We start from the raw sequence: 18721 nt of genomic DNA, 5'->3' as shown, positions 1-18721 counted from the left end.
ATTGTCGGGTGCCTTTGTTAAACCGGCTGACAGCCTTTCGACAGAAGCCATTGCTCCATCGTACTGTGAATCTGCCCTGCATCCTGCTCGTACATAATAGCCACTTCTTGCTTATTCGCATAATTATATCGGACATAACCGCCCAGCTCCCGATAGAACAGGTGACAGGAATAGGAGGACTCCACAATAAGATCAGGCGTAAAAGCCGCGCGGCACATGCCGGACAATTCCTGCAATGACAATGTTCCCGGCGGCAATCGTAAGAACATATGGTTACGTGAGCCTGTCCACGGTTCATAATAAACGGCTCCTTCCCGCTGACCTCCGTATATCCGGCTATAGATTTCGTCCAGCACCAAGGCATACGTTTCTTCGCCTTGCTGTTCACCGAGTTGCAGCGAGAGGGTCTCTATCTGCTCCGCATGACGCGGCAGCCACAGCAGTTGCGATGTTGGGGGATGCACCGCAAGAAAGTCACCGTCGACTGTTGTACCTATCGCCACGCATTGTGTGATTTGCTGCTGCGTGATCGGACTGCTCTCGTCATGTTCCCATAGATCATACTCGGCAAAGGGCTCCAGCACTTCCCTATCCGGCAATTGAACATTCATCCAACCCCTATAAGTGCCCTCGCCGAACCGCTGCAAAAAACGCAAGTAGCCCTGCGGAAAAATAGCGGCGTATTGCTCCGATAACGCTTGATACTGACCATCAGTCAGCGGCTTTGGCTGTGATACGATATACATGAGTTACCCTCCTCACTAATTCTGGTCAGTAGTTTACCACAATTGGTATATACTGTACTGAGACTTTCGCTTCAGAAATTGATCAAAAACCCCGGCTGCATGCAGTCGGGGTCATCATTTTATATAACGGATGCTACTTAATCTCTTTGGAGGACTCTTTCAAAGATTGAACGATCTGTTGATGCAGCGATTCGCTGGCTGCGAGAATTCCGCCGCAATAGACTCTGTCGATGGCATCGCCATTCAAATCGGAGAACTTATAGCCCAGCTCCTCCAATATAACCCGGCCAGCCGCGTAATCCCATGAGTTGACATAGTATTGCACATAGCCGCCTAATACGCCTGTCGCCAAGTCGCTTAATTCCATCGTTGTCGCACCATAATTTCGTACGCCGCGGACTTGGGTGCCAAGCTTGAAGAAGTGCTCCCAACGTTTCATTTCCTCCATACTGCCCCAAGGCGCATTAATCGCCATCAGCTCGTTCTCCAGTGAGCCATCCGTACCGGCAGCGTTCAGCTCCACATCATTCAAAAAAGCGCCGCTTCCTGTATGGGCGCGGTACAGCTTTCCTGCCATCACATCATAGATGATGCCGAATATTCCGCGGTCACGTTCGCAAAAAGCGACAGATATGGCGAAGTCCTTTTTACGATTAATGAAGTTGCTTGTCCCATCGATGGGATCGATGATCCATAGGTAAGGGCTGGATGAAACCCGATTGCCGACATTCTCTTCGCCCACAATGTTATGCTCGGGAAAATGCTCACTAATCTTGCTTACAAGGAAAGACTCGATCTCGCGGTCAACCTCTGTCACCACATCGGAGTGGCTGGATTTTCGCTTAATTTCGGTATGCTCTTGTATTCGTTTCTTTATAATTTCCCCTGCTTCCAATATCCAAGGCAGAGACTGTTCATAAATTTCGTATTCCTCGCGCATGAGACTTCACTCCTTCGAATTTCTGCCGAACATCAGCTGTTGAATATTATCATTCTAGGGGAATCACAGGCAACGATCAACCCTTCATGCAGGCGAGGCAATCACTTATAAGAGACTATGCTTTAAATTTGCTTATCGCTTCTTGCAGCTCTTGAGCCATCTTGCTTAATGCTTCCGCTGAAGCTGACACTTCTTCCATCGCAGCCGTCTGTTCTTCCGATGATTGAGCCACGTTCTGCGTATTGGCTGCCGACTGTTCGGCAATGCGGGCCACATTTTCCATCATCACCAGCATGTTTTGGGAGCTTGCATTCACTTGCTCTACAATGGATGACACCTCTTGCGACTCCAGTACAACTTGTCCAATTGAATCCGCAATCTCAGAGAAGGACTGGCCTGTACGCTGAACCATATCCATGCCTGCTTTGACGACTGATGTGCCCTCATGCATAGAATGAACAGCTTTATCGGTCTCCGATTGAACCTCTTGAAGGAGATCACGTATTTTGCCTGCTGCCACACTGGATTGCTCAGCCAGGTTCCGTATTTCACTAGCCACTACGGCGAACCCTCGCCCTTCTTCACCTGCTCGTGAAGCTTCTATCGCAGCATTCAAAGCTAATAGATTGGTCTGGGTGGCTATATGAGTAATAAACTCAGCAATCCGATTGATTTCTTTCGATTTTTCACCAAGGGCGTAAATAATCTCTGCCGTCTCGCTCGCGGAGCTTCGAACCCGATTCATTTGTTCAATCGTCTGTGCGACCACTATATTGCCGGCATCGGCCTTATCGTTAGCAGCCGTCGTTAATTCCGATACCAATTGAATCGATGAAGCGGCCTGATCCATCCCCTTCGAAATCTCTGCAGCCGCATTCGTTGCAGCCGCCGCACTGGACACCTGCGTGGCAGCGCCGGACGCCACCTCTTGAATGGCTGCGGAAATTTGTTCAGTCGCCGTACTGGTTTGTTCAGCACTTGCAGACAGCTCTTCTGAAGTTGCAGCGACTTGATCGGTGTTCAGTCCCACTTCACGAATTAATTGTCTTAGGTTCATCTTCATCTGATTGAAGGAACCGGCCAAGCGGCCGATTTCATCCCGGTTTTTCACCTGAATGTCCGCTTGCGTCAGGTCACCTGCAGCGATTTTCTCTGCACCTCCTGCCAGTGCGAGAATCGGTTTGGCAATAATCTGAGAGATAAAAATTGCTATTCCAACAGCTAGAATAAGCGAAATGATACTCAAGAATAGAATTGTATCACTGACGGAATCCACCAATTTAGAATTCGCTTTGGTGCCTTCCTCCATAAAATTTGCCTGATCTAACGCTAATTTATCCGCTACATTCCTAATATCCCTGGCAATTGGAGATGCCACTTCTATCGAATATCGTTTGGCTTCCATTGGATTAGATGGAATGAGAGCAAGCACTTTATCCGATTCGATTCGAAACTGTGCATTCAATGCTTCAAGCTGACTGAGCATTTCTTTCGTCTCTGCGCGTACAGCCAAGCCGCTGGTCAACTGTACAACCTTTTCGAGATCAGCAATCATTGCTGCCAACGTTTCGATTTGACCCTCTTCTTCTAACAATGCGCCTCGTAAACCGCTTATCGCTCTAGAAGCATAATTTTGCGTATCCTTTGCGTTAATTAAAATAACAGACCGGCGTTCGATAAGGTCTGAATAGGAACTGTTGATTTGCTGAATCTGAAAAAACGACATACTGCTAATCATGCCAAGAAGGATGATAACCCCTAAAAAACCGGCCATCAATTTTTTTCGAATTGTAAAATTCATTTTTCTGCAACCTCCTAATATAAGATTAGATTCTGAATAGCTTGTTGAACATTCATAATATGTCTTATGAACTATAAATCCCAAGACAATTTATCCCATAGGACCTACTTGTAACAGAAACGTCTTATTCTAAAGGAGAACGCAATTATAAACAAAAAAACTGCAAGACCGCTGCCCGATGAGGCAATGCGTTCTTGCAGTTTTTTTGTTTGTAAAACGTTTATTGCTGCGGAGCCATATTGTTGTAGATGTTAGTCGCGTTCACTTTACCCGTGCTTACATCTTCGGTCGTAAATCCGGATACGATATTGCCGACTTTAAATTCTTTTTGCAGCAGCTCTTCCGATGGCGCAGCCGCTGTTGGTCCTTTAATACCCAATTGAGTGTCCGGAGTTACCGTTACCCACAGATCGCCGACCTTGAAGCTTTTGCCGTCTGGGCTTACTTCCGTAATCGTACCGTCGATGTTGACCGCTGCTTTACCGGAAACGGGAGGTTTAGCGGCCTCATCCTTTTGCGGAGCGATATTGTTGTAGATAACGTCTGCCGTTACTTTGCCAGTGTTAACGTCCTGCGAAGTGTAGCCCGACACGATGTTGCCGACTTGGAAGTTCTTTTGCAGCAGATCCTCCGATGGTTTTGCAGCTGTAGGCTCTTTGCTGCCCAGTTGAGTTTGATCTGTAACCTCTACCCAGAGATTGCCGACCTTGAAGCTTTTGCCGTCCGCACTCACTTCCGAAATTACACCGTCGATGTTGACCGCTACTTTACCCATAATTGGCGGCTTTGCTGCTACATTAGTTGGCGGTGTATTCGGGACTGCTGGCGACTGCTGATTCATTGCGAAAAGACTTACCGACAATACCGCACATGCTGCAATTCCGACTGTCCAACCCGTTACCGTTCTTCTTTTTGCTTTTTCCATTATTACCCGCTCCTTTTGATCGATCGTATTTGTTTGTGGTTTATTAGCCATTTCTGACAACAGCTTCTGATACGTTGCTTCTTGAAAATCCTCGCTTGTTTTCACACGGGACATTGCCGATTTATAAACAGATTTCTTCATTATCCAGGCCTCCAATCTTCTCTTTTAAGATAAGGCGTCCTCTTGCAAGCCATGTGCCTACCGTTGCCGGTTTGGACTGCATAATAACTGCAATTTCCTGGATGGAATATCCCTCATAATAGTGCAGATGAATTGGAATACGATACTTCTTGTCCAAAGCCAGTACGGCCTGCAAAACCTCATTTTCTTCCTTAGGGAGATAGCTCAAATCCTCGGGAACAGGGTTCCTGCTTTTAAACCATCCGGTCTTGAGCATATTTTTACTTTTATTTATGGTGGTTCGAATCAGCCACGCTTTTTCATGTTCATTGTTTTCAAATACAGGGCGCTTTTGCAGATAGGCCAGGAACACTTCCTGAGTTACTTCTTCGGCATCCGCTATATTTTTCAAATACGTAAAAGCAACTTTGATCAAGCTTTGTGAATATAGATCCAAGGCCCTTCGTACAGATTCATTGAGCTCATATGAATTGTACACCTCAGCACCCCCTTTCACTTTAAATACAACTGAGGACGCTCATATTTTTCATTACCGCTAATATTTTTTTAGCATGGGGCTATTGTGAGTAAAATAAACATGGATGCGGAGGGGAAAGAATCAGGCATTAACTTGCCCGGTATGGCCTCCCTCTTTGCTATAGACGCAAAAAAAGCCCGCAATAGCTGCGAGTGTAGTCTCTCGACCTTCTATTTATAGTAACCAAATGCAAAAGTGCAGGTTGTTGAACCGAAAATGACCGATTTTGCCTGTCAAAATGTAAAAGTGCAGTTTGAATTGGCGATCGGAGGCCATTTCCGTGATTTTCAGCCCTTCAACATGTACTTTTGCATTTTGAGCGCTAATATCGACTAGTTTTCTCCAATTCAAATGCAGTTTTGCATTTTAATTACGTGCAGTGCATAGGATTGGGGTGTTCGCTAACAATTGATGGAATGGAAATCAGCTTGGCAACTGCTGACTAGTCCCTGTAAAATGTAGAGCACGAGTACTTTGATCCTGTGTATCCTAAAAAGGAGAGTGTAACGGATGAATGAGAGCTGCGTTCCTACGGGTGTGGCGCTGAGAGATACTGGATTTGGCTATACGCTGTCCTTAATTGGCGGTAAATATAAAATGATCATCTTGTACTGGCTGTCCGAAAATAAGGTGATGCGGCATAATCAGCTGCAGCGAAGCATCGGTACGATTCCCTTCAAAACATTAAGCCTCACGTTAAAAGAGCTGGAGACAGACGGCCTTATTGTACGCAAAGAATTTCCTCAGGTGCCTCCCAAAGTCGAATATTCTTTATCTGAACAAGGTCTTTCTCTCATTCCATTGTTAGATATGATGTGCGATTGGGGAGTGAACAACCAGCTAACTACTGTGTAATCGGCGTCATCCCCGTATGAAATCGAAAAAGAAGGATCTCCCGCACGAGGAGATCCTTCTTTTTGTGCAATCCCGTTGATTACAGCTTATCAATATAACTTACATAATCTTGAGCACTTTTCTCTATTTCAGTCTCGTTGTCACTAGGCATGCTTTCAGTACCGTAAAACGCAAAGAATGAAGCATAATCAGCATGGCAATAATGGAAGGTTGTTTCGAAAGGATATAATAATTGCTCTAGCGTATAGCGGTATTTTCCTTCCGCGCTATAATCTTCTTCCCTAATACCTGCCGACACAGCAAGACCCACTTTGCGATCTTTTAGTTTATCGCCTCCGTTGGAGCCGTATGCCCAGCCATATGCAAAGACATCATCAAACCATTGTTTAAGAAGCGGCGGACAGTTAAACCAATAGAAAGGGAACTGAAAAACAAGCTTCGAATGCGATTCAACGAGCTGCTGTTCTTTTTCCACATCGATTTTGCCGTCCGGGTAAGCCTTATATAGTTCATGTACCGTATATTTCTCAGGATAGTTACGAAGCTCTTCTGCCCAACGCTTATTAATAACGGAGTTCTCCAGGTTTGGGTGCGCTACAATGATTAGTGTTTTCAAAGTTTCATTCTCCTCCAATCTTGTTATTTGTAGAGTATAAAATACCCTTAGCAAATAAGTAAGTACGCACATTTTTTACAGGTACTTACATGAAGGTTAGTATATCGGCTGCTTCCCCTTACTCTTACAACCTGAAATCATGCGTTTAAATTGAATTTATATCTGTATGTTATTGTGGAGGACGACAACTATCCGAGGAGGATACCCCTTATGTTTTCGCTCATTCTTACATTCATTAGTGTGTTTCTGATCGGCATTCTGGCCGGAGAGGAATTCGTCGTCCGTTACGGCGTGCATGTGTCCTTGGCCAAGCTTGACGAACCGTCGCAAATTCGAGTCCGTCAGGCGCTTATACGAAGACTGCGTATACTGGTGCCTGCCATCTTCCTGCCGGCTTTCATTTCCGGGGTTACCGCGCTCATTCTAAGCGGCACTGAAGCTGGATTCGGCTTCCGTTTCGCAGGAGTACTGGCCTTACTCATCTTCATCTTGACCACAATCATCGGCACCGTTCCTATTAATAAAAGGGCGTTGGACTGGCACCCCGATGCGCCGCCAAGCAATTGGAAGCCATTAATTCGTCGATGGGCGCTGTTAGATATCGTTCGCTCCTCTGCGGCGATCTTGGCTTTTGCATTGTTTTTGATAGCAGTAGCGCTGCAATTGGCGGAGAATATGACGTGACTGCCAATTCCATCCTGATATAAGCCTTAAGCCGCATAACGCGGCTTTTATTTTTCAATAGCATATATCGCTTGTTCCGCATCATATCTTTGAACGATTCGCTCCAAATTCATGCCTACCTTCTCTAAAAGCCTGCAAGAAGCGACATTAGCGGTTTGTGTCTCCGCAATAACTTTAGAAATATGCAGCTCATTCAGAGCGTAACTAAGTATGCGAGTAATAACTTCACTTGCATAACCATTGCCCCACCAATTGGGGAGAAATTCGTATGAAACCTCTATATTTACACCTTCACTATGCTTATCCAAGGAAACTAACCCCATAAATTCATCGTTACTAATTGTTCGAACTGTCCAATAAAAAGAATCCTTATTTGAGCGTTCTAATATGTCCTGAAACTTATTTAACGTGTAATCTTCCGGAATCGCCCCACCCAAATAAGCTCTAACCTTTTCATTGGTGTAAATCTTTTTTATAGCTTCGTAATCTGATTGCTGTAACTTAACCATTATACACCTGTCGGTCTCCAAACTTTATTCCCTCCTCTATTTCCATAAGAACACTATCATAATAAGGAAACAGAAGCGGTCAATCAACAACAATTCAGCCTCATACTCATAAAAAAAGAATCGCCCCACGAATGGAGCGATCCGCTATACCTATCAATATTCTTTACTTACTGTCTAATGCCTTCAGCAACAGAACTACCGCTTCCGCCCGGGTCGCATCATCATTAGGAGCAAACAGATTGCCATTGCGTCCCGTTATGATACCTTTCTCCCGTGCAGCCTCTACCGCTTCTCTAGACCAGACCGGAATCGCGCCTGCATCAGCAAAACCGCCCTCCACTGCTGCATCTGCTCGCGTAAAACCAAACGCCCTGCTGATGATTACCGCAATTTCCGCGCGTGTAATTTTCGCGTTCGGATGGAAGCTGCCGTCGTTGTATCCAGATATGACCTTCAACTCAACGGCTTGCGCTACCGCTTTCTTCGCCCATGCGCCAATGGCATCCTGGTCCCCGAATGAAAGAGCAGAGCCTTCATTTTGCCAGTTCAGCGCCTTAGCCAGAACAACGATGAATTCAGCACGAGTAATCGACTGATTCGGCTTGAACACCCCTTCCGGATATCCAGAGATTAGCGCTTGTTCTACTGCCTGCTTGATGGATAGCTCTGCCCAATGTCCGGCAATATCCGTGAGCTGAACGGGCGGTTTCTGAACAGGCTTGCTCACCGCAAACACTGCAAATTTGGTGAAATGATCGACTTGTACTGATACGATTCCGTCCTTTACATCGCCGCCGATTTCAACCCATTGCTTAGCGGTCTCATCATAGTAAAACACTGCAACTGTTAAACTTCTATCTTGTAAAATCTTCTGATCAAACGCAAATCGAAGCGTAATCGGTTTTGTGAAGTTTCCGGTAAAGTCCTTGATCAGTTCGAAAATCGGGCTGGCAAGCTTCTGGCCTTGCTGTACCAAATTCGTGCTATCCTTGAGCTTCTCTACCTTGATTCGAATTGGCTGATCTGATGTTCCGCTTGGAATGATGACCCAAACTTCATCATTGAGTTTCACTTCGCCGCTTTCTTTTGCCGGAATGACTTTTTCAACCGTTGTCGTTGCCACTGGAACCGTTGGCACTGTTGGTGCCGATGGTGAAGATGGCGACGAAGGTGTTGGAGATGGCGAAGGTGTTGGCGACGACTCGGGCGACGGCGATGGTGAAGGAGAGCCAGAGCCTCCGCTTTCCGGCACGACTGCCAATGAAGCATCAGATGGCGCCGAATCACCTACGCCATTGCTCGCAACCACTGTAAACGTATAAGCCGTTCCGTTGACGAGGCCAGTTACCGTGATGGGACTGGAAGTCCCCGTCGCTGTCTTGACCGCCGTTCCGCTGCTCCATGCTGTTATCGTGTACAAGGTGATATCACTGCCATTAGCTGACGGAGCAGTAAATGCCACCGTCGCCTCACCATTGCCTGCCGTCACCGTAACGTTCGTTGGTTTGTCGGGCACATTAGCTGGCGTCTCTTCGCCAGGCTCCGGTGTTCCCGGGGTTTCCACTGCTGCCGGCGTCACTGCTTCCGACGACTCAGAGGCAGGCGAGTCCCCAATCGCATTGGTTGCAACGACCGTAAACGTGTAGGCCTTGCCATTTTCCAGTCCTGTTACGGTGATTGGGCCGACTGTACCTTTCACTGTCTTAAACGCCTCACCATCAGTCCATGCCGTAACGGCGTATTCTATAATGCTACTGCCGTTGGAAGCAGGTTCGGTAAAGCTTATCTTCGCTTGGCCATCACCAGCCGCCGCGGTTACGTTGGTTGGCTGATCTGGTACTTGGGCGGGCACTTCAGCCGCTACCGGTGTGACCTCTTGCGACGGCTCAGATGCCGGAGAATCTCCGGTCACATTGGTCGCAACGACCGTAAACGTATAAGCCTTGCCATTTTCCAGCCCCGTTACTGTGATTGGACTGGACGCACCGTTCACCGTTTTAACCTGCTCACCATCGTTCCATACCGTAACCATGTAGGCTGTGTTCAAGCTGCCGTCCGGATTGCCGGAAGTAGCGAAGCTAACCACCGCCTCCTTGTCTCCAGGCACCGCACTAACATGGGTGGGAGCAAGCGGATGGAGCGGAACAACTTCTACTAGACGGCTCACAACAGCGGATGATTGCTTCGCAGTCGCATTTTGCGCTACAGCTGCAGTCAGCGTTGCAAAGCCTAGCTTATGCGCCGTTAATGCCCCTGTCACAGGATGAATAGAAATGACGCTTTCGTCGGAGCTGCCGAAGGTAATGCTGTCATTGCCTGCACTTAGCTCCGCAGCAATCGTCCCTTCCTCCCCAAAGCTATACTGCTCCTGTAAATTTGTAAAACTCACCGTTCTCTTCAGCCAGTCTGCGGTCAGCGAGGCGGATAAATTTCCCGCATTGCCCGTTTCCAGCTTGGAAGCCGCAGAGGAGATGGCAACAAACTTGGCTCTGTATAGATCTCCAGACGATGCCGTAATCGTCAGCTTCGATGCATGATCGGCGTTGCCTGCAATAGCGGCTGGCGTTGCCCCCGCTCCTTTAAACCATTCCACCGTATAATCAGTACCATAAACAAGCGGATAACCCGCTTTATTCACGACAGAAGCCAGATTCGTAACGGAAAGCGTAACTGGCGTTCCGTAATAAAAGTGGCTATCACCTTCAACTTCGGCTTGGACCGACACCACCGGCAGTGTGCTCAGCTCACGGGAAACCGTGGCCGAACTGTTCGGATAATTTGCCGTAGACGTCGTAGTAACCACTTGTCCATAGTAGGTTTTTCCGGCAGGTTTAACCGTAATGTCCACCGGTCTCGTACCCGCAGGCAGGAACAGGTATACTGTTCCGTTGCTCAATATGGAAGTATTCAGCGTCTGTCCGCCGTAGTGAACAGTTACAGCGGTACCAATCGCAGGAACGATGGAAGCGTCCACCTTAACCGCTGTGGCATATACCGTCTGGCCATTTTCGTTCAACGCCTGTCTCCCATAGAGGAGAGGAATGCCATTCGTGAACACATTGCCGCCATTAATAAGAACGGTCGTCTTCTGCACATTGTCCGCCCTGTTTGGAGTAGATGCGTAGCCTGTCCCTATAGCATCATAAAAATAGCTCGCTGCATTAGAAGGCACTTTGGCCGTTATTGTACCTCCATTAATCGTGACACGCGTTGTCTTGCCAGGGTAAGACGAGGATACATCGCCCCCGCCGATCGCCGATGCTGTACCGTTATACGACTCCGCTGTAATGACGCCTCCGTTAATGACGATATTTCCGCCTGCGCCTCCCTTGCCGCCGCCAATTGCAGCGGCTGAGCTGCCGGTCGTTCTAAAACCGGCTGCAATCGTTCCGCTATTGATCGTAATGCTGCCGGCGGTCTCGTTCACATTGCCCCCAATAACCGCAGCACTGCTGTAGCTGCCGGCATTCAACGAATGGCTATCGGTACCGTCAATCGTATCGACAATAAGCTCGCTTCCTTCGGGTACGCTGATCGCTGCCTTTTGAGTAGCACCGTTATAGGCGGACACCGTATTTGTACCGCTTAGTGTCAGATAGACCTTTGTACCGCTGCCTTCAATTGAGATAGTTGGAATAGAAGAATAGGAAGAGGTCGATTTGGTAATGGACGCATCCTCCAGCGTCACATGCTGCTCCACCCCGCCTTTTATCGTCACTACATTTGCGGTAGAAGCCCCCGTAATAATATAACCGTTGCTATTGTAAGTAGCCGTTCCGCCACTTGGCGTTTTCCCCGTAACGGTGCCATCGCCGATCGTAATGCTGCCCTTGGAAATATCAAGCGTCGTCTTCAATGCGTCAGCAGAAACGTTTGGAACCGCCGCTGCAAACAAATTCACTATAATGGCAGCCGTAAGTCCAAGCCGCAGCCATTTCCCCTTTTTCATTGCAAAAGCCCCTCTCTCCATGCTTGAAAGATGTCCCGCCTATTCGATACGGGTAGCGTTAATCGCAATGCGGATATCGCTGGTAATGGTATCGAGACTTAGCAGTCCCGTCTGGCTGTCGTAGCTATAGTTCGCGTACTTCACTTGAATATCGCCTGCTTGTATCGTATAGCCCTCTTGTGCATGCACGTAAAATTGCGCACTGCCGCCAGCAATTACATCTACCGCGCCTGTCTCCCATACCACGGAGTCTGAAGCGACCGGAGTTACGGTCCACTGAGCGGTTTGAACCCATACTAAGTAACGATAGTCGGATGCCAGCGTATACACATCGCCGTCATAAGACGCTTTATAGCGGATGCTATACAGGCTTGGCTCCAAATTATCAATGACATTGCCTGTTACCGGATAGATTTGCTGATTATTCCCGATTTGAGGAATCCATTTGATATATTCCTGGGATTCGTCCGCACCGAAAATTTTTCCGTTTTTCGTTCCTGTCTTGGCTGCAATCGTCGTAAATCCAGACGGCTTATCCGGCTTCACGACTGCGAAGCTTTTGCTGTAGCTGGCTCCTTGATAGGAAATGCCGTTTGCTTTCCCGCCTTCATAAGCAATGCGGATGGAATGCTCGCCTGGCAATAAAGCGCTGAATGTAAAGCTGATCGAGCCTGCTTTTTCTCCCGTACCTGTCACTCTTGTGTAGAAATTCTTCGAGCCGTCCTCATAGAACCGGACCGTAGCGCCCTCGATTGGCGTATCCAGACCGTCGTCAGAGGTTAGCCTTACCGTATACGTAATGGCGCCTGCTGTCGGATCTGGCTGCTTCGTGAACTCTGCCTCAGAAGTAACGCTCAGTTTGGCAGGGACGCTTGGAACGGAAATGCCACCATCCTTGGCACCCAGCGAAGTTTTGGCCGCAGAGAAGGAAGAGGAGCCAATAACCTTACCGCCGGAAATCGCTACAAATTTAGCCTTATATACATCCCCCGTCTGAGGAGTAACCGTCAATTTCGAACCGTCTTCCGAATCGCCGGAGACTAGTGTCGCACCTTTGTACCACTGCACAACATAATCAGTACCCGCTTGAAGCGCATAGCCGCCTGTATTCACAACTTCATTGTAGTTAGAAACGCTGAGTACGCTTGCTTTGCCTTCATTTAAGTCCGTATCCTCGATATCAGCGTTTTGAACGGCAAGTACAGGAATGCTCTTAATCGTGCGCGAAGCAGTGGCAGCGATATACGAACCGCTGGCTGCACCTTCCGCCGCCGTTACCGTTCCATAATATGTCGCCCCTGTATCTGCCCGTGTAATCGCAACATCATGAGCGCCTGCTAGTAAAAACAGATAGACATAACCGCCGTTCAAGGTGTTCGTCCGCACATTCCCGCCTTCGTACGCGACATCGACAGCTGTTCCATTTGCAGGCGCGTCCTCCAGCTTGATGCCCGCTGCGTATAAGGGCTGTCCGTCATCATTAACAGGCTGACGCTTGTACAGAAGCGCCGTAATGTTGCTGCTGTCATTACGATTAACGATGCTGCCGCCATTAATGACGACTGAAGTTGATGCCTGCACCGCCGACGTATAGCCGGAGCCTACTTTGCCATAGCCAATAGAGTCATATGGCGCCGCATTCGGAATTTTTGTCGTAACAGTACCTCCATTGATCGTTACTTCAGTTGCTTTGCCGCTATAGCCGGCAGTGGAGTTTCCTCCTCCAATAGCTGCAGCATAACCGCCGTATGATTCTGCCGTAACCGCGCCGCCGTTGATCACAATTGTGCCGCCCGCTCCACCTTGGCCGCCTCCGATTGCCGCCCCATAGTTGCCGCTGCGGGCAAACTTGGCAATGACCGTACCTTCATCAATAGTAATAACGCCGGAAGCTGTACCTTCATTGCCTCCAATTGCAGCTGCGTAGCCCCCGTAGCCATTAGCGATCAATGTATGGTTGTCGCTTCCGTCCACTGTACCAATCGTCAGCTCCGTTCCTTCGGCTACGCCAAATGCCGCCTTTTTCGGATTGCCGGAGGTGACGATGCTCGTACCGATAAGCTGCAAATCCACGATCGTCCCCGTATTTTCAATTGAAATTGGGGCAACGCCATTATAACCGGTACTGATTTTAACGTTTTTAAGCTCGATCACATTCGTTCCGCCGCTAATGGTAATCGTATTAGCGGTCTCAGCACTAGAGCTGCTTGTAATGACATAGCCGTTCTGGTTATAGGCCGCAGCTGCCCCAGCCGTCGTCTTGCCAGTGACGGTTCCATTGCCGATCTTAATGCTCCCCTTCGATAGATCCAGTGTCGTCTTCGCAGCTTGCGCCGATATGTGGGCCGCTGGAGAAACGAGAGTAAGCAGCAGCGCAATAACGCCAGCCAATGCCGCCAACTTGTAGCCCTTTCCTTTGGAAGCTGGTCGCAATTTTGTTTGTTGTTGCATCGTCATCATCCCCTCTTCTCATAACAAAACCTATAAGTATAGTCGGATTTATAAATGAGCTAATGCGCTCTACTAGCCGTTCCATACTTATTCGTCTATCTCTGTAACCACATCCTATTATTGAACAGGAAAGCTATTTTGATAAAAAAGATAGAATATGCAATTAACATTATCACCATTGATAGGGACCGTCCAATAAGCATTTGGATGCGATCAATAGAACCGCTCTATCAATTTTAATTCTTTATTAATTTCAAGAACTGCCTCAAATATGGAGGAGGAGCTCCCTTTCAGCGCAATAAGGTTGGTCACCAGCGACAGTTCCGATAACGAAGGAATCGTAACCGGTATGAGCAGCCCTTCCTTAATCTCACGGCGAATGCATAGCATTGGCAAGAAACTGATACCTTCGCGCTCAAGCACAAGCTTCTTCGCTGTCTCCATATTATCCGTGTGATAATCGATTTTTGGGGGATGACTTAACGTCTCAAACAAACGATGAATTTTGGTCCAATTGAGCGAACCGCATTCATAGAAAACGAGCGGCTCTGATTCCAGCGCTTCTATTGATAATGGCGGCTCCTGCAAAAAAGGATGCCCCTGATAAACACATAGTTTAATAGGATCCTCAATGAACCTTACGGATTCCAAAGCAGGATGGGAAACGCTCCGGACAAAACCGAGATCAACTTCCTTATTTAATACCTTCTCAATGATAGAATCGCTATTGTCTGTAACAATACGAATTTGAAAATTCGGGAACCGGGCCTTCAGCTTCGGCATAACAAGCGGTACGACATAATGGGACATGGTCTCGGTACAGCCGAGCCTCAGCGTCTCCACCTCCGTTGTCTTGCCGGACATTAACTGCTCCGCTTTTTTGAAGGACTTGAGTGTCTGCTGGGCATGGGGCAAAAATATTTCCCCTTTCTGAGTCAACGAGAAGCGTTTCCCTTCCCGGATCAGCAGATCGACGCCAAGCTCCTTCTCCAGCGTCCGGATTCGTGATGATATAGACGGCTGTGTCAGGAACAACGCATCCGCCGCCTTGCGAAAGCTGTTGAAATGCACCACATATACAAAAGCTTCGATGTTATCAAGGTTCATTTATTCCGTCGCCTCCTCAAGCGGGATGGATAGTCAGCCTACGACAATCGGATGGGACTTAAAGACCATTTCAAATCTGTTCATCTGAGTATATCATACTATTATACTATGTTTTGTCAGAATTAAAACCATCAATTTCCTGTTTTCCAATAGGACTATAGCCACCGAAAAAACCCATCTGCAAAAAAAGGCACGGCCCCTTAAGAAAAACGAAAGAGACCGTACCTTTTTTACGTTAGAATTCAATATAGTGTTGATTTTCATTAAGTGAATCGTCTGATACTCACCCCTTATGCTGGCCCAGCAGCTGCTCTAGAATCAAATTCGCGCATTCCTCTGACGTATTTAGATGTGTGTTAACCTTGAAATCATAGGCGATATTTTTTGCCATAATCTCGTGCTGCCCTTCTGACTGATCCTCGGCTCTATTGCCGCGTTGAATATTTCTTTTTCGGCAAATGTCTAAAGGGCAAAACACTTCAACAATCGATAAAGGATATCCAGCAAAAATCCCCTTCACTTTCTCGTAATGAGGCTGAAGCTCCGGCCTTTCTACGATTATGCCGTCGATGAGTACATTTTTACCATGATCCGAAAAAAGTCTAGCCGTATAATACATCATAATGATAGCTTCGCTTAGGTACTTCCAATAATCCTCACGCAGGTAATGCTCACCTATCGTTTCTTCGAAAAGATCATTGGCTACCACATAGAAAAATTTTTCTGACTTCAACTGAATAGCTTCTACGCATAGATGTTTTACCCGAGCTGGTCACACCGTTCAAAAATACGATTTTTCCTTTGCTCTAAAAAAAGAAACCCTCACCATTCCCAATGGTGAAGGCTTCTAAGCATGCTTTATGGCAACATCGAGGTATCCGCTGCCTAAATAATGAAAGGCGACCAATCCTCCGTCGTGTAAAGCAATAGCCGGTGCATCGCCCGCGTACATGCGGTATAAAAGAGCTTACGTTCGCTTTCTCGCTGATAGGTTCGGGAAGAAGCATCGTAGATCAATACGGCATCAAATTCTACGCCCTTAGCCAAATAGGCAGGAAGAACCAGCGTTCCTTTCTCGAACGTAAGCGTCTCTTTTGTGATAAGCCGTAGAGACTCAGCGCCCTGCTCCATCAATGCCTCATAGGCTTCACGGCTTTGGGCTGCCGTCTTCGTAATGATCGCGATGGAGTCAAAGCCCTCTGACCGGAGCTCCGCGAGATCCTTCAGCATTTGAGCATTCCGCTTTACACTATTCTCCGTTATTGAAAACGATGGCTTCTTGCCCCTTCTATCGAAAGGTACAATCTCTTCACCAGGAAGCACGGACTTCGTAAACTCCACAATTTCCCTGGTAGAACGATAACTTCGAACAAGCCGGATCAGACTCGTTTCTTCCTCGCCATAAAGACGGATCAACGGCGAATCCGCTTCATGCAACTGCGTCGCTTGCGGAAAAATCGCTTGCCCGAAATCGCCAAGCACCGTCATCCGCGCACGCGGAAACAACCGTTTGAGAAACATGAATTGGAACGGCGAATAATCCTGACCCTCGTCGATAAAGAGATGGCGCACCACGGTGTTCGTCCGGGTCCCCTCAACGAGTTCTTTCAGATACAGGAACGGAGTGGCATCCTCATAAAACAGTTCATTACGACTCAGCTTCTCCCTCGTTTGCCTGCAAATTTCCAGCCAGTCATGAGGCACTTCGCTCTCTTTCGTCATGCTCCGGTACGCTGCTTCATCACTGAACAACTGACCGTACAGACCGGGCACATCTATGAACATGAATCGCTTCACATCTCGTCTCAACGGCTTGAAATGAGTCTTCACAATCATCCTGCGCAGCAAATCCTCTTCCTGCATGGCGAAGTCGAATACATTCTCCTCCCCCACATCCGGATTTCGAAAATCGCCATACTGCTCCACATATTGTTGCGTGAAATCAAAGACGACATCTTCACGCTGGTACTTCTTGCGCACCTCGCTGTAGGCTTCGGCATATTGATCGTTGTCGAGGTAATCAAGCTCATCCTGAACCCAATGTGCTTCTTGCTCTTGACGCTCCAGCGATGTCAGCTCTTGCAGCAGCCAATCCTGCAGCAGCACAATGCGATTGGCGAGACGAATGGCAGGATCATAGCTGTAAAATTGCTTTTTCATCTGCTCTGCGGTAATCAACTCACGGTCACGGAAAGAAATGCCGTGAAACAGCATGCCCTCCGTTCCCAGCCACTGCGCATAGTTGGTGAGTGCGTGAAGGAAGTCTTCAGAGGCTTTATACTGCATTCCCTTCAGCCGTACTTCGTATTGCGGTGACCATTCTGAAGTGAGGACATATTCGATCTGCTCGAACGGATCCTCCAGACGCATCGAATTCCCAAGCCAATAGGCCAGATATTCCTGAAACGTCGTCTGCTGCATATTCTCCTCACCAAGCTCGGGCAGAACTGTCGATACATAGCTGTTAAACATCGGATTGGGCGAAAAAAGTACGATCTGATCCGCTTTTAGCCGATCCCGGTGTTTGTAGAGCAAGTACGCTACCCGCTGCAATGCAGCGGACGTCTTTCCGCTGCCGGCCGCTCCTTGTACAATGAGCATGCGGCTCTTGTCATTGCGAATGATCGCATTCTGCTCCCTCTGGATCGTCGCGACAATGCTCCTCATTTGGTTGTCCGCACCCTTGCCCAGCACCTGCTGGAGCAATTCATCCCCTATAGTTAAGCTGGTATCAAACACATTCTGGAGTTGGCCGTTCCGAATCTGATATTGCCGCTTCAGCGTCATTTCGCCTGTAACGAGCCCGCCCGGTGTATCATAATCGGCAGCGCCAGGAGAATAATCGTAGTACATGCTTGCAATAGGCGTTCGCCAGTCATAGACAAGAAAATTCAATCCGTCCGCATCGACGAAGGAGGATACGCCAATATAAATTTGCTCACTGAGGCTGAGGCCGTTCTCTTGAAAATCGATTCGACCGAAATAAGGAGCCGGCAGCAGCCGTTTCATGCTTTTCCATCGCTGCAGCCGCTGCTGATGACTGCGCTCCCGTTCCGACAACAGTGCTTCTTGCTGTTTGATGCTATAGAAGGTTTCTTCGAAGTCTTCATCGGTACTCGTGTTTACCGTAACCTCTTCCCAAAACCGCTTGCGAATATCTACCACCTGGTCGCGAAGCCCCGTTACTTCCGGATCCAATTCCGCAATCTTCAATTGCAGCCCTTCTGTAACACGATCCAGTCGTTCCTGTTCCTTACGCCAATCCTCTGCATGTATCATCCTTTGAACACACTCCTTTTCATTCGCGTCTAAAGAAGAAAAAGAACATTTGACAAACCGCAAATCCGCATGGTATCATTGATATATAGATATGATGCAATATCCATGACGTTTTTCTTAAAAATTGAGAGATGTACTAACTTTAACACAATGATGCGTAGGTGCGCAATCATTTATTTCATATGGAACCCGGCGAGGCTC

14 protein-coding genes are annotated in these 18721 nt (G+C 47.8%); 2 read left to right on the top strand and 12 right to left on the bottom strand.

Going from position 1 to position 18721, the window contains the following annotated elements; genetic code table 11:
- Window positions 1-17 precede the first annotated feature (17 nt).
- The 5 genes from IEX98_RS15170 to IEX98_RS15150 all read right to left on the bottom strand — a co-directional run bounded on the left by IEX98_RS15170 (window position 18) and on the right by IEX98_RS15150 (window position 5031).
- Window positions 18-746, bottom strand: a complete 729-nt coding sequence (locus IEX98_RS15170) for a hypothetical protein (protein WP_188890052.1) — start codon at window positions 744-746, stop codon at window positions 18-20.
- A gap of 133 nt (window positions 747-879) precedes the next feature.
- A complete protein-coding gene (locus tag IEX98_RS15165; RefSeq protein WP_188890051.1) occupies window positions 880-1686 on the bottom strand; it encodes an inositol monophosphatase family protein in 807 nt (268 codons plus the stop codon).
- A 115-nt stretch (window positions 1687-1801) separates the two neighbouring features.
- Entirely contained in the window at window positions 1802-3487 is a 1686-nt protein-coding gene (locus IEX98_RS15160; RefSeq protein ID WP_188890050.1) for a methyl-accepting chemotaxis protein, read from the bottom strand.
- A gap of 220 nt (window positions 3488-3707) precedes the next feature.
- Window positions 3708-4553, bottom strand: a complete 846-nt coding sequence (locus IEX98_RS15155) for a DUF5666 domain-containing protein (RefSeq protein WP_188890049.1) — start codon at window positions 4551-4553, stop codon at window positions 3708-3710.
- Window positions 4534-5031, bottom strand: a complete 498-nt coding sequence (locus IEX98_RS15150) for an RNA polymerase sigma factor (RefSeq protein WP_188890048.1) — start codon at window positions 5029-5031, stop codon at window positions 4534-4536. Before IEX98_RS15150 ends, IEX98_RS15155 begins: the two co-directional genes overlap by 20 nt.
- Before the next feature lie 549 nt (window positions 5032-5580).
- Here IEX98_RS15150 and IEX98_RS15145 point away from each other — a divergent pair.
- A complete protein-coding gene (locus tag IEX98_RS15145) occupies window positions 5581-5925 on the top strand; it encodes a winged helix-turn-helix transcriptional regulator (RefSeq protein ID WP_188890047.1) in 345 nt (114 codons plus the stop codon).
- Between the two features lie 79 nt (window positions 5926-6004).
- On the opposite strand, the gene IEX98_RS15140 is transcribed toward IEX98_RS15145, so the two are convergent.
- A complete protein-coding gene (locus IEX98_RS15140) occupies window positions 6005-6541 on the bottom strand; it encodes an NAD(P)H-dependent oxidoreductase (protein WP_188890046.1) in 537 nt (178 codons plus the stop codon).
- A gap of 210 nt (window positions 6542-6751) precedes the next feature.
- Here IEX98_RS15140 and IEX98_RS15135 point away from each other — a divergent pair, with 210 nt between their 5' ends.
- A complete protein-coding gene (locus tag IEX98_RS15135) occupies window positions 6752-7225 on the top strand; it encodes a DUF1772 domain-containing protein (RefSeq protein ID WP_188890045.1) in 474 nt (157 codons plus the stop codon).
- Between the two features lie 47 nt (window positions 7226-7272).
- Here the strand turns inward: IEX98_RS15135 and IEX98_RS15130 are convergent, their stop codons facing one another.
- The 6 genes from IEX98_RS15130 to helD all read right to left on the bottom strand — a co-directional run bounded on the left by IEX98_RS15130 (window position 7273) and on the right by helD (window position 18520).
- Entirely contained in the window at window positions 7273-7755 is a 483-nt protein-coding gene (locus tag IEX98_RS15130) for a GNAT family N-acetyltransferase (protein ID WP_229692199.1), read from the bottom strand.
- Between the two features lie 142 nt (window positions 7756-7897).
- Window positions 7898-11683, bottom strand: coding sequence for an S-layer homology domain-containing protein (locus IEX98_RS15125; RefSeq protein WP_188890044.1), 3786 nt, complete (start codon window positions 11681-11683; stop codon window positions 7898-7900).
- 39 nt (window positions 11684-11722) lie between these two features.
- The gene (locus IEX98_RS15120) at window positions 11723-14134 is read right to left on the bottom strand and encodes a hypothetical protein (protein WP_188890043.1); all 2412 of its coding nucleotides are present in this window, start codon (window positions 14132-14134) and stop codon (window positions 11723-11725) included.
- Between the two features lie 213 nt (window positions 14135-14347).
- Window positions 14348-15241: a LysR family transcriptional regulator gene (locus IEX98_RS15115; RefSeq protein WP_188890042.1), complete on the bottom strand. Its 894-nt coding sequence runs from the start codon at window positions 15239-15241 to the stop codon at window positions 14348-14350.
- Between the two features lie 283 nt (window positions 15242-15524).
- Window positions 15525-15974: a phosphotransferase-like protein gene (locus IEX98_RS15110; RefSeq protein WP_308421792.1), complete on the bottom strand. Its 450-nt coding sequence runs from the start codon at window positions 15972-15974 to the stop codon at window positions 15525-15527.
- 152 nt (window positions 15975-16126) lie between these two features.
- Window positions 16127-18520, bottom strand: coding sequence for an RNA polymerase recycling motor HelD (gene helD, locus IEX98_RS15105; RefSeq protein WP_188890041.1), 2394 nt, complete (start codon window positions 18518-18520; stop codon window positions 16127-16129).
- Window positions 18521-18721: the final 201 nt, after the last annotated feature.

The organism is Paenibacillus radicis (ex Gao et al. 2016) (genome assembly GCF_014641555.1).
GTDB classification, from domain to species: Bacteria; Bacillota; Bacilli; order Paenibacillales; family Paenibacillaceae; genus Pristimantibacillus; species Pristimantibacillus radicis.
The sequence above is the reverse complement of the archived record's forward strand: the minus strand, read 5'-3'. Positions and strand labels throughout refer to the sequence as shown.

Coding starts and splice junctions, on each gene's coding strand:
- IEX98_RS15170 (WP_188890052.1), bottom strand. CDS start 746: ATGTATATCGTATCACAGCCAAAGCCGCTGACTGATGGTCAGTATCAA.
- IEX98_RS15125 (WP_188890044.1), bottom strand. CDS start 11,683: ATGAAAAAGGGGAAATGGCTGCGGCTTGGACTTACGGCTGCCATTATA.
- IEX98_RS15165 (WP_188890051.1), bottom strand. CDS start 1,686: ATGCGCGAGGAATACGAAATTTATGAACAGTCTCTGCCTTGGATATTG.
- IEX98_RS15135 (WP_188890045.1), top strand. CDS start 6,752: ATGTTTTCGCTCATTCTTACATTCATTAGTGTGTTTCTGATCGGCATT.
- IEX98_RS15145 (WP_188890047.1), top strand. CDS start 5,581: ATGAATGAGAGCTGCGTTCCTACGGGTGTGGCGCTGAGAGATACTGGA.
- IEX98_RS15160 (WP_188890050.1), bottom strand. CDS start 3,487: ATGAATTTTACAATTCGAAAAAAATTGATGGCCGGTTTTTTAGGGGTT.
- IEX98_RS15120 (WP_188890043.1), bottom strand. CDS start 14,134: ATGCAACAACAAACAAAATTGCGACCAGCTTCCAAAGGAAAGGGCTAC.
- IEX98_RS15115 (WP_188890042.1), bottom strand. CDS start 15,241: ATGAACCTTGATAACATCGAAGCTTTTGTATATGTGGTGCATTTCAAC.
- helD (WP_188890041.1), bottom strand. CDS start 18,520: ATGATACATGCAGAGGATTGGCGTAAGGAACAGGAACGACTGGATCGT.
- IEX98_RS15155 (WP_188890049.1), bottom strand. CDS start 4,553: ATGAAGAAATCTGTTTATAAATCGGCAATGTCCCGTGTGAAAACAAGC.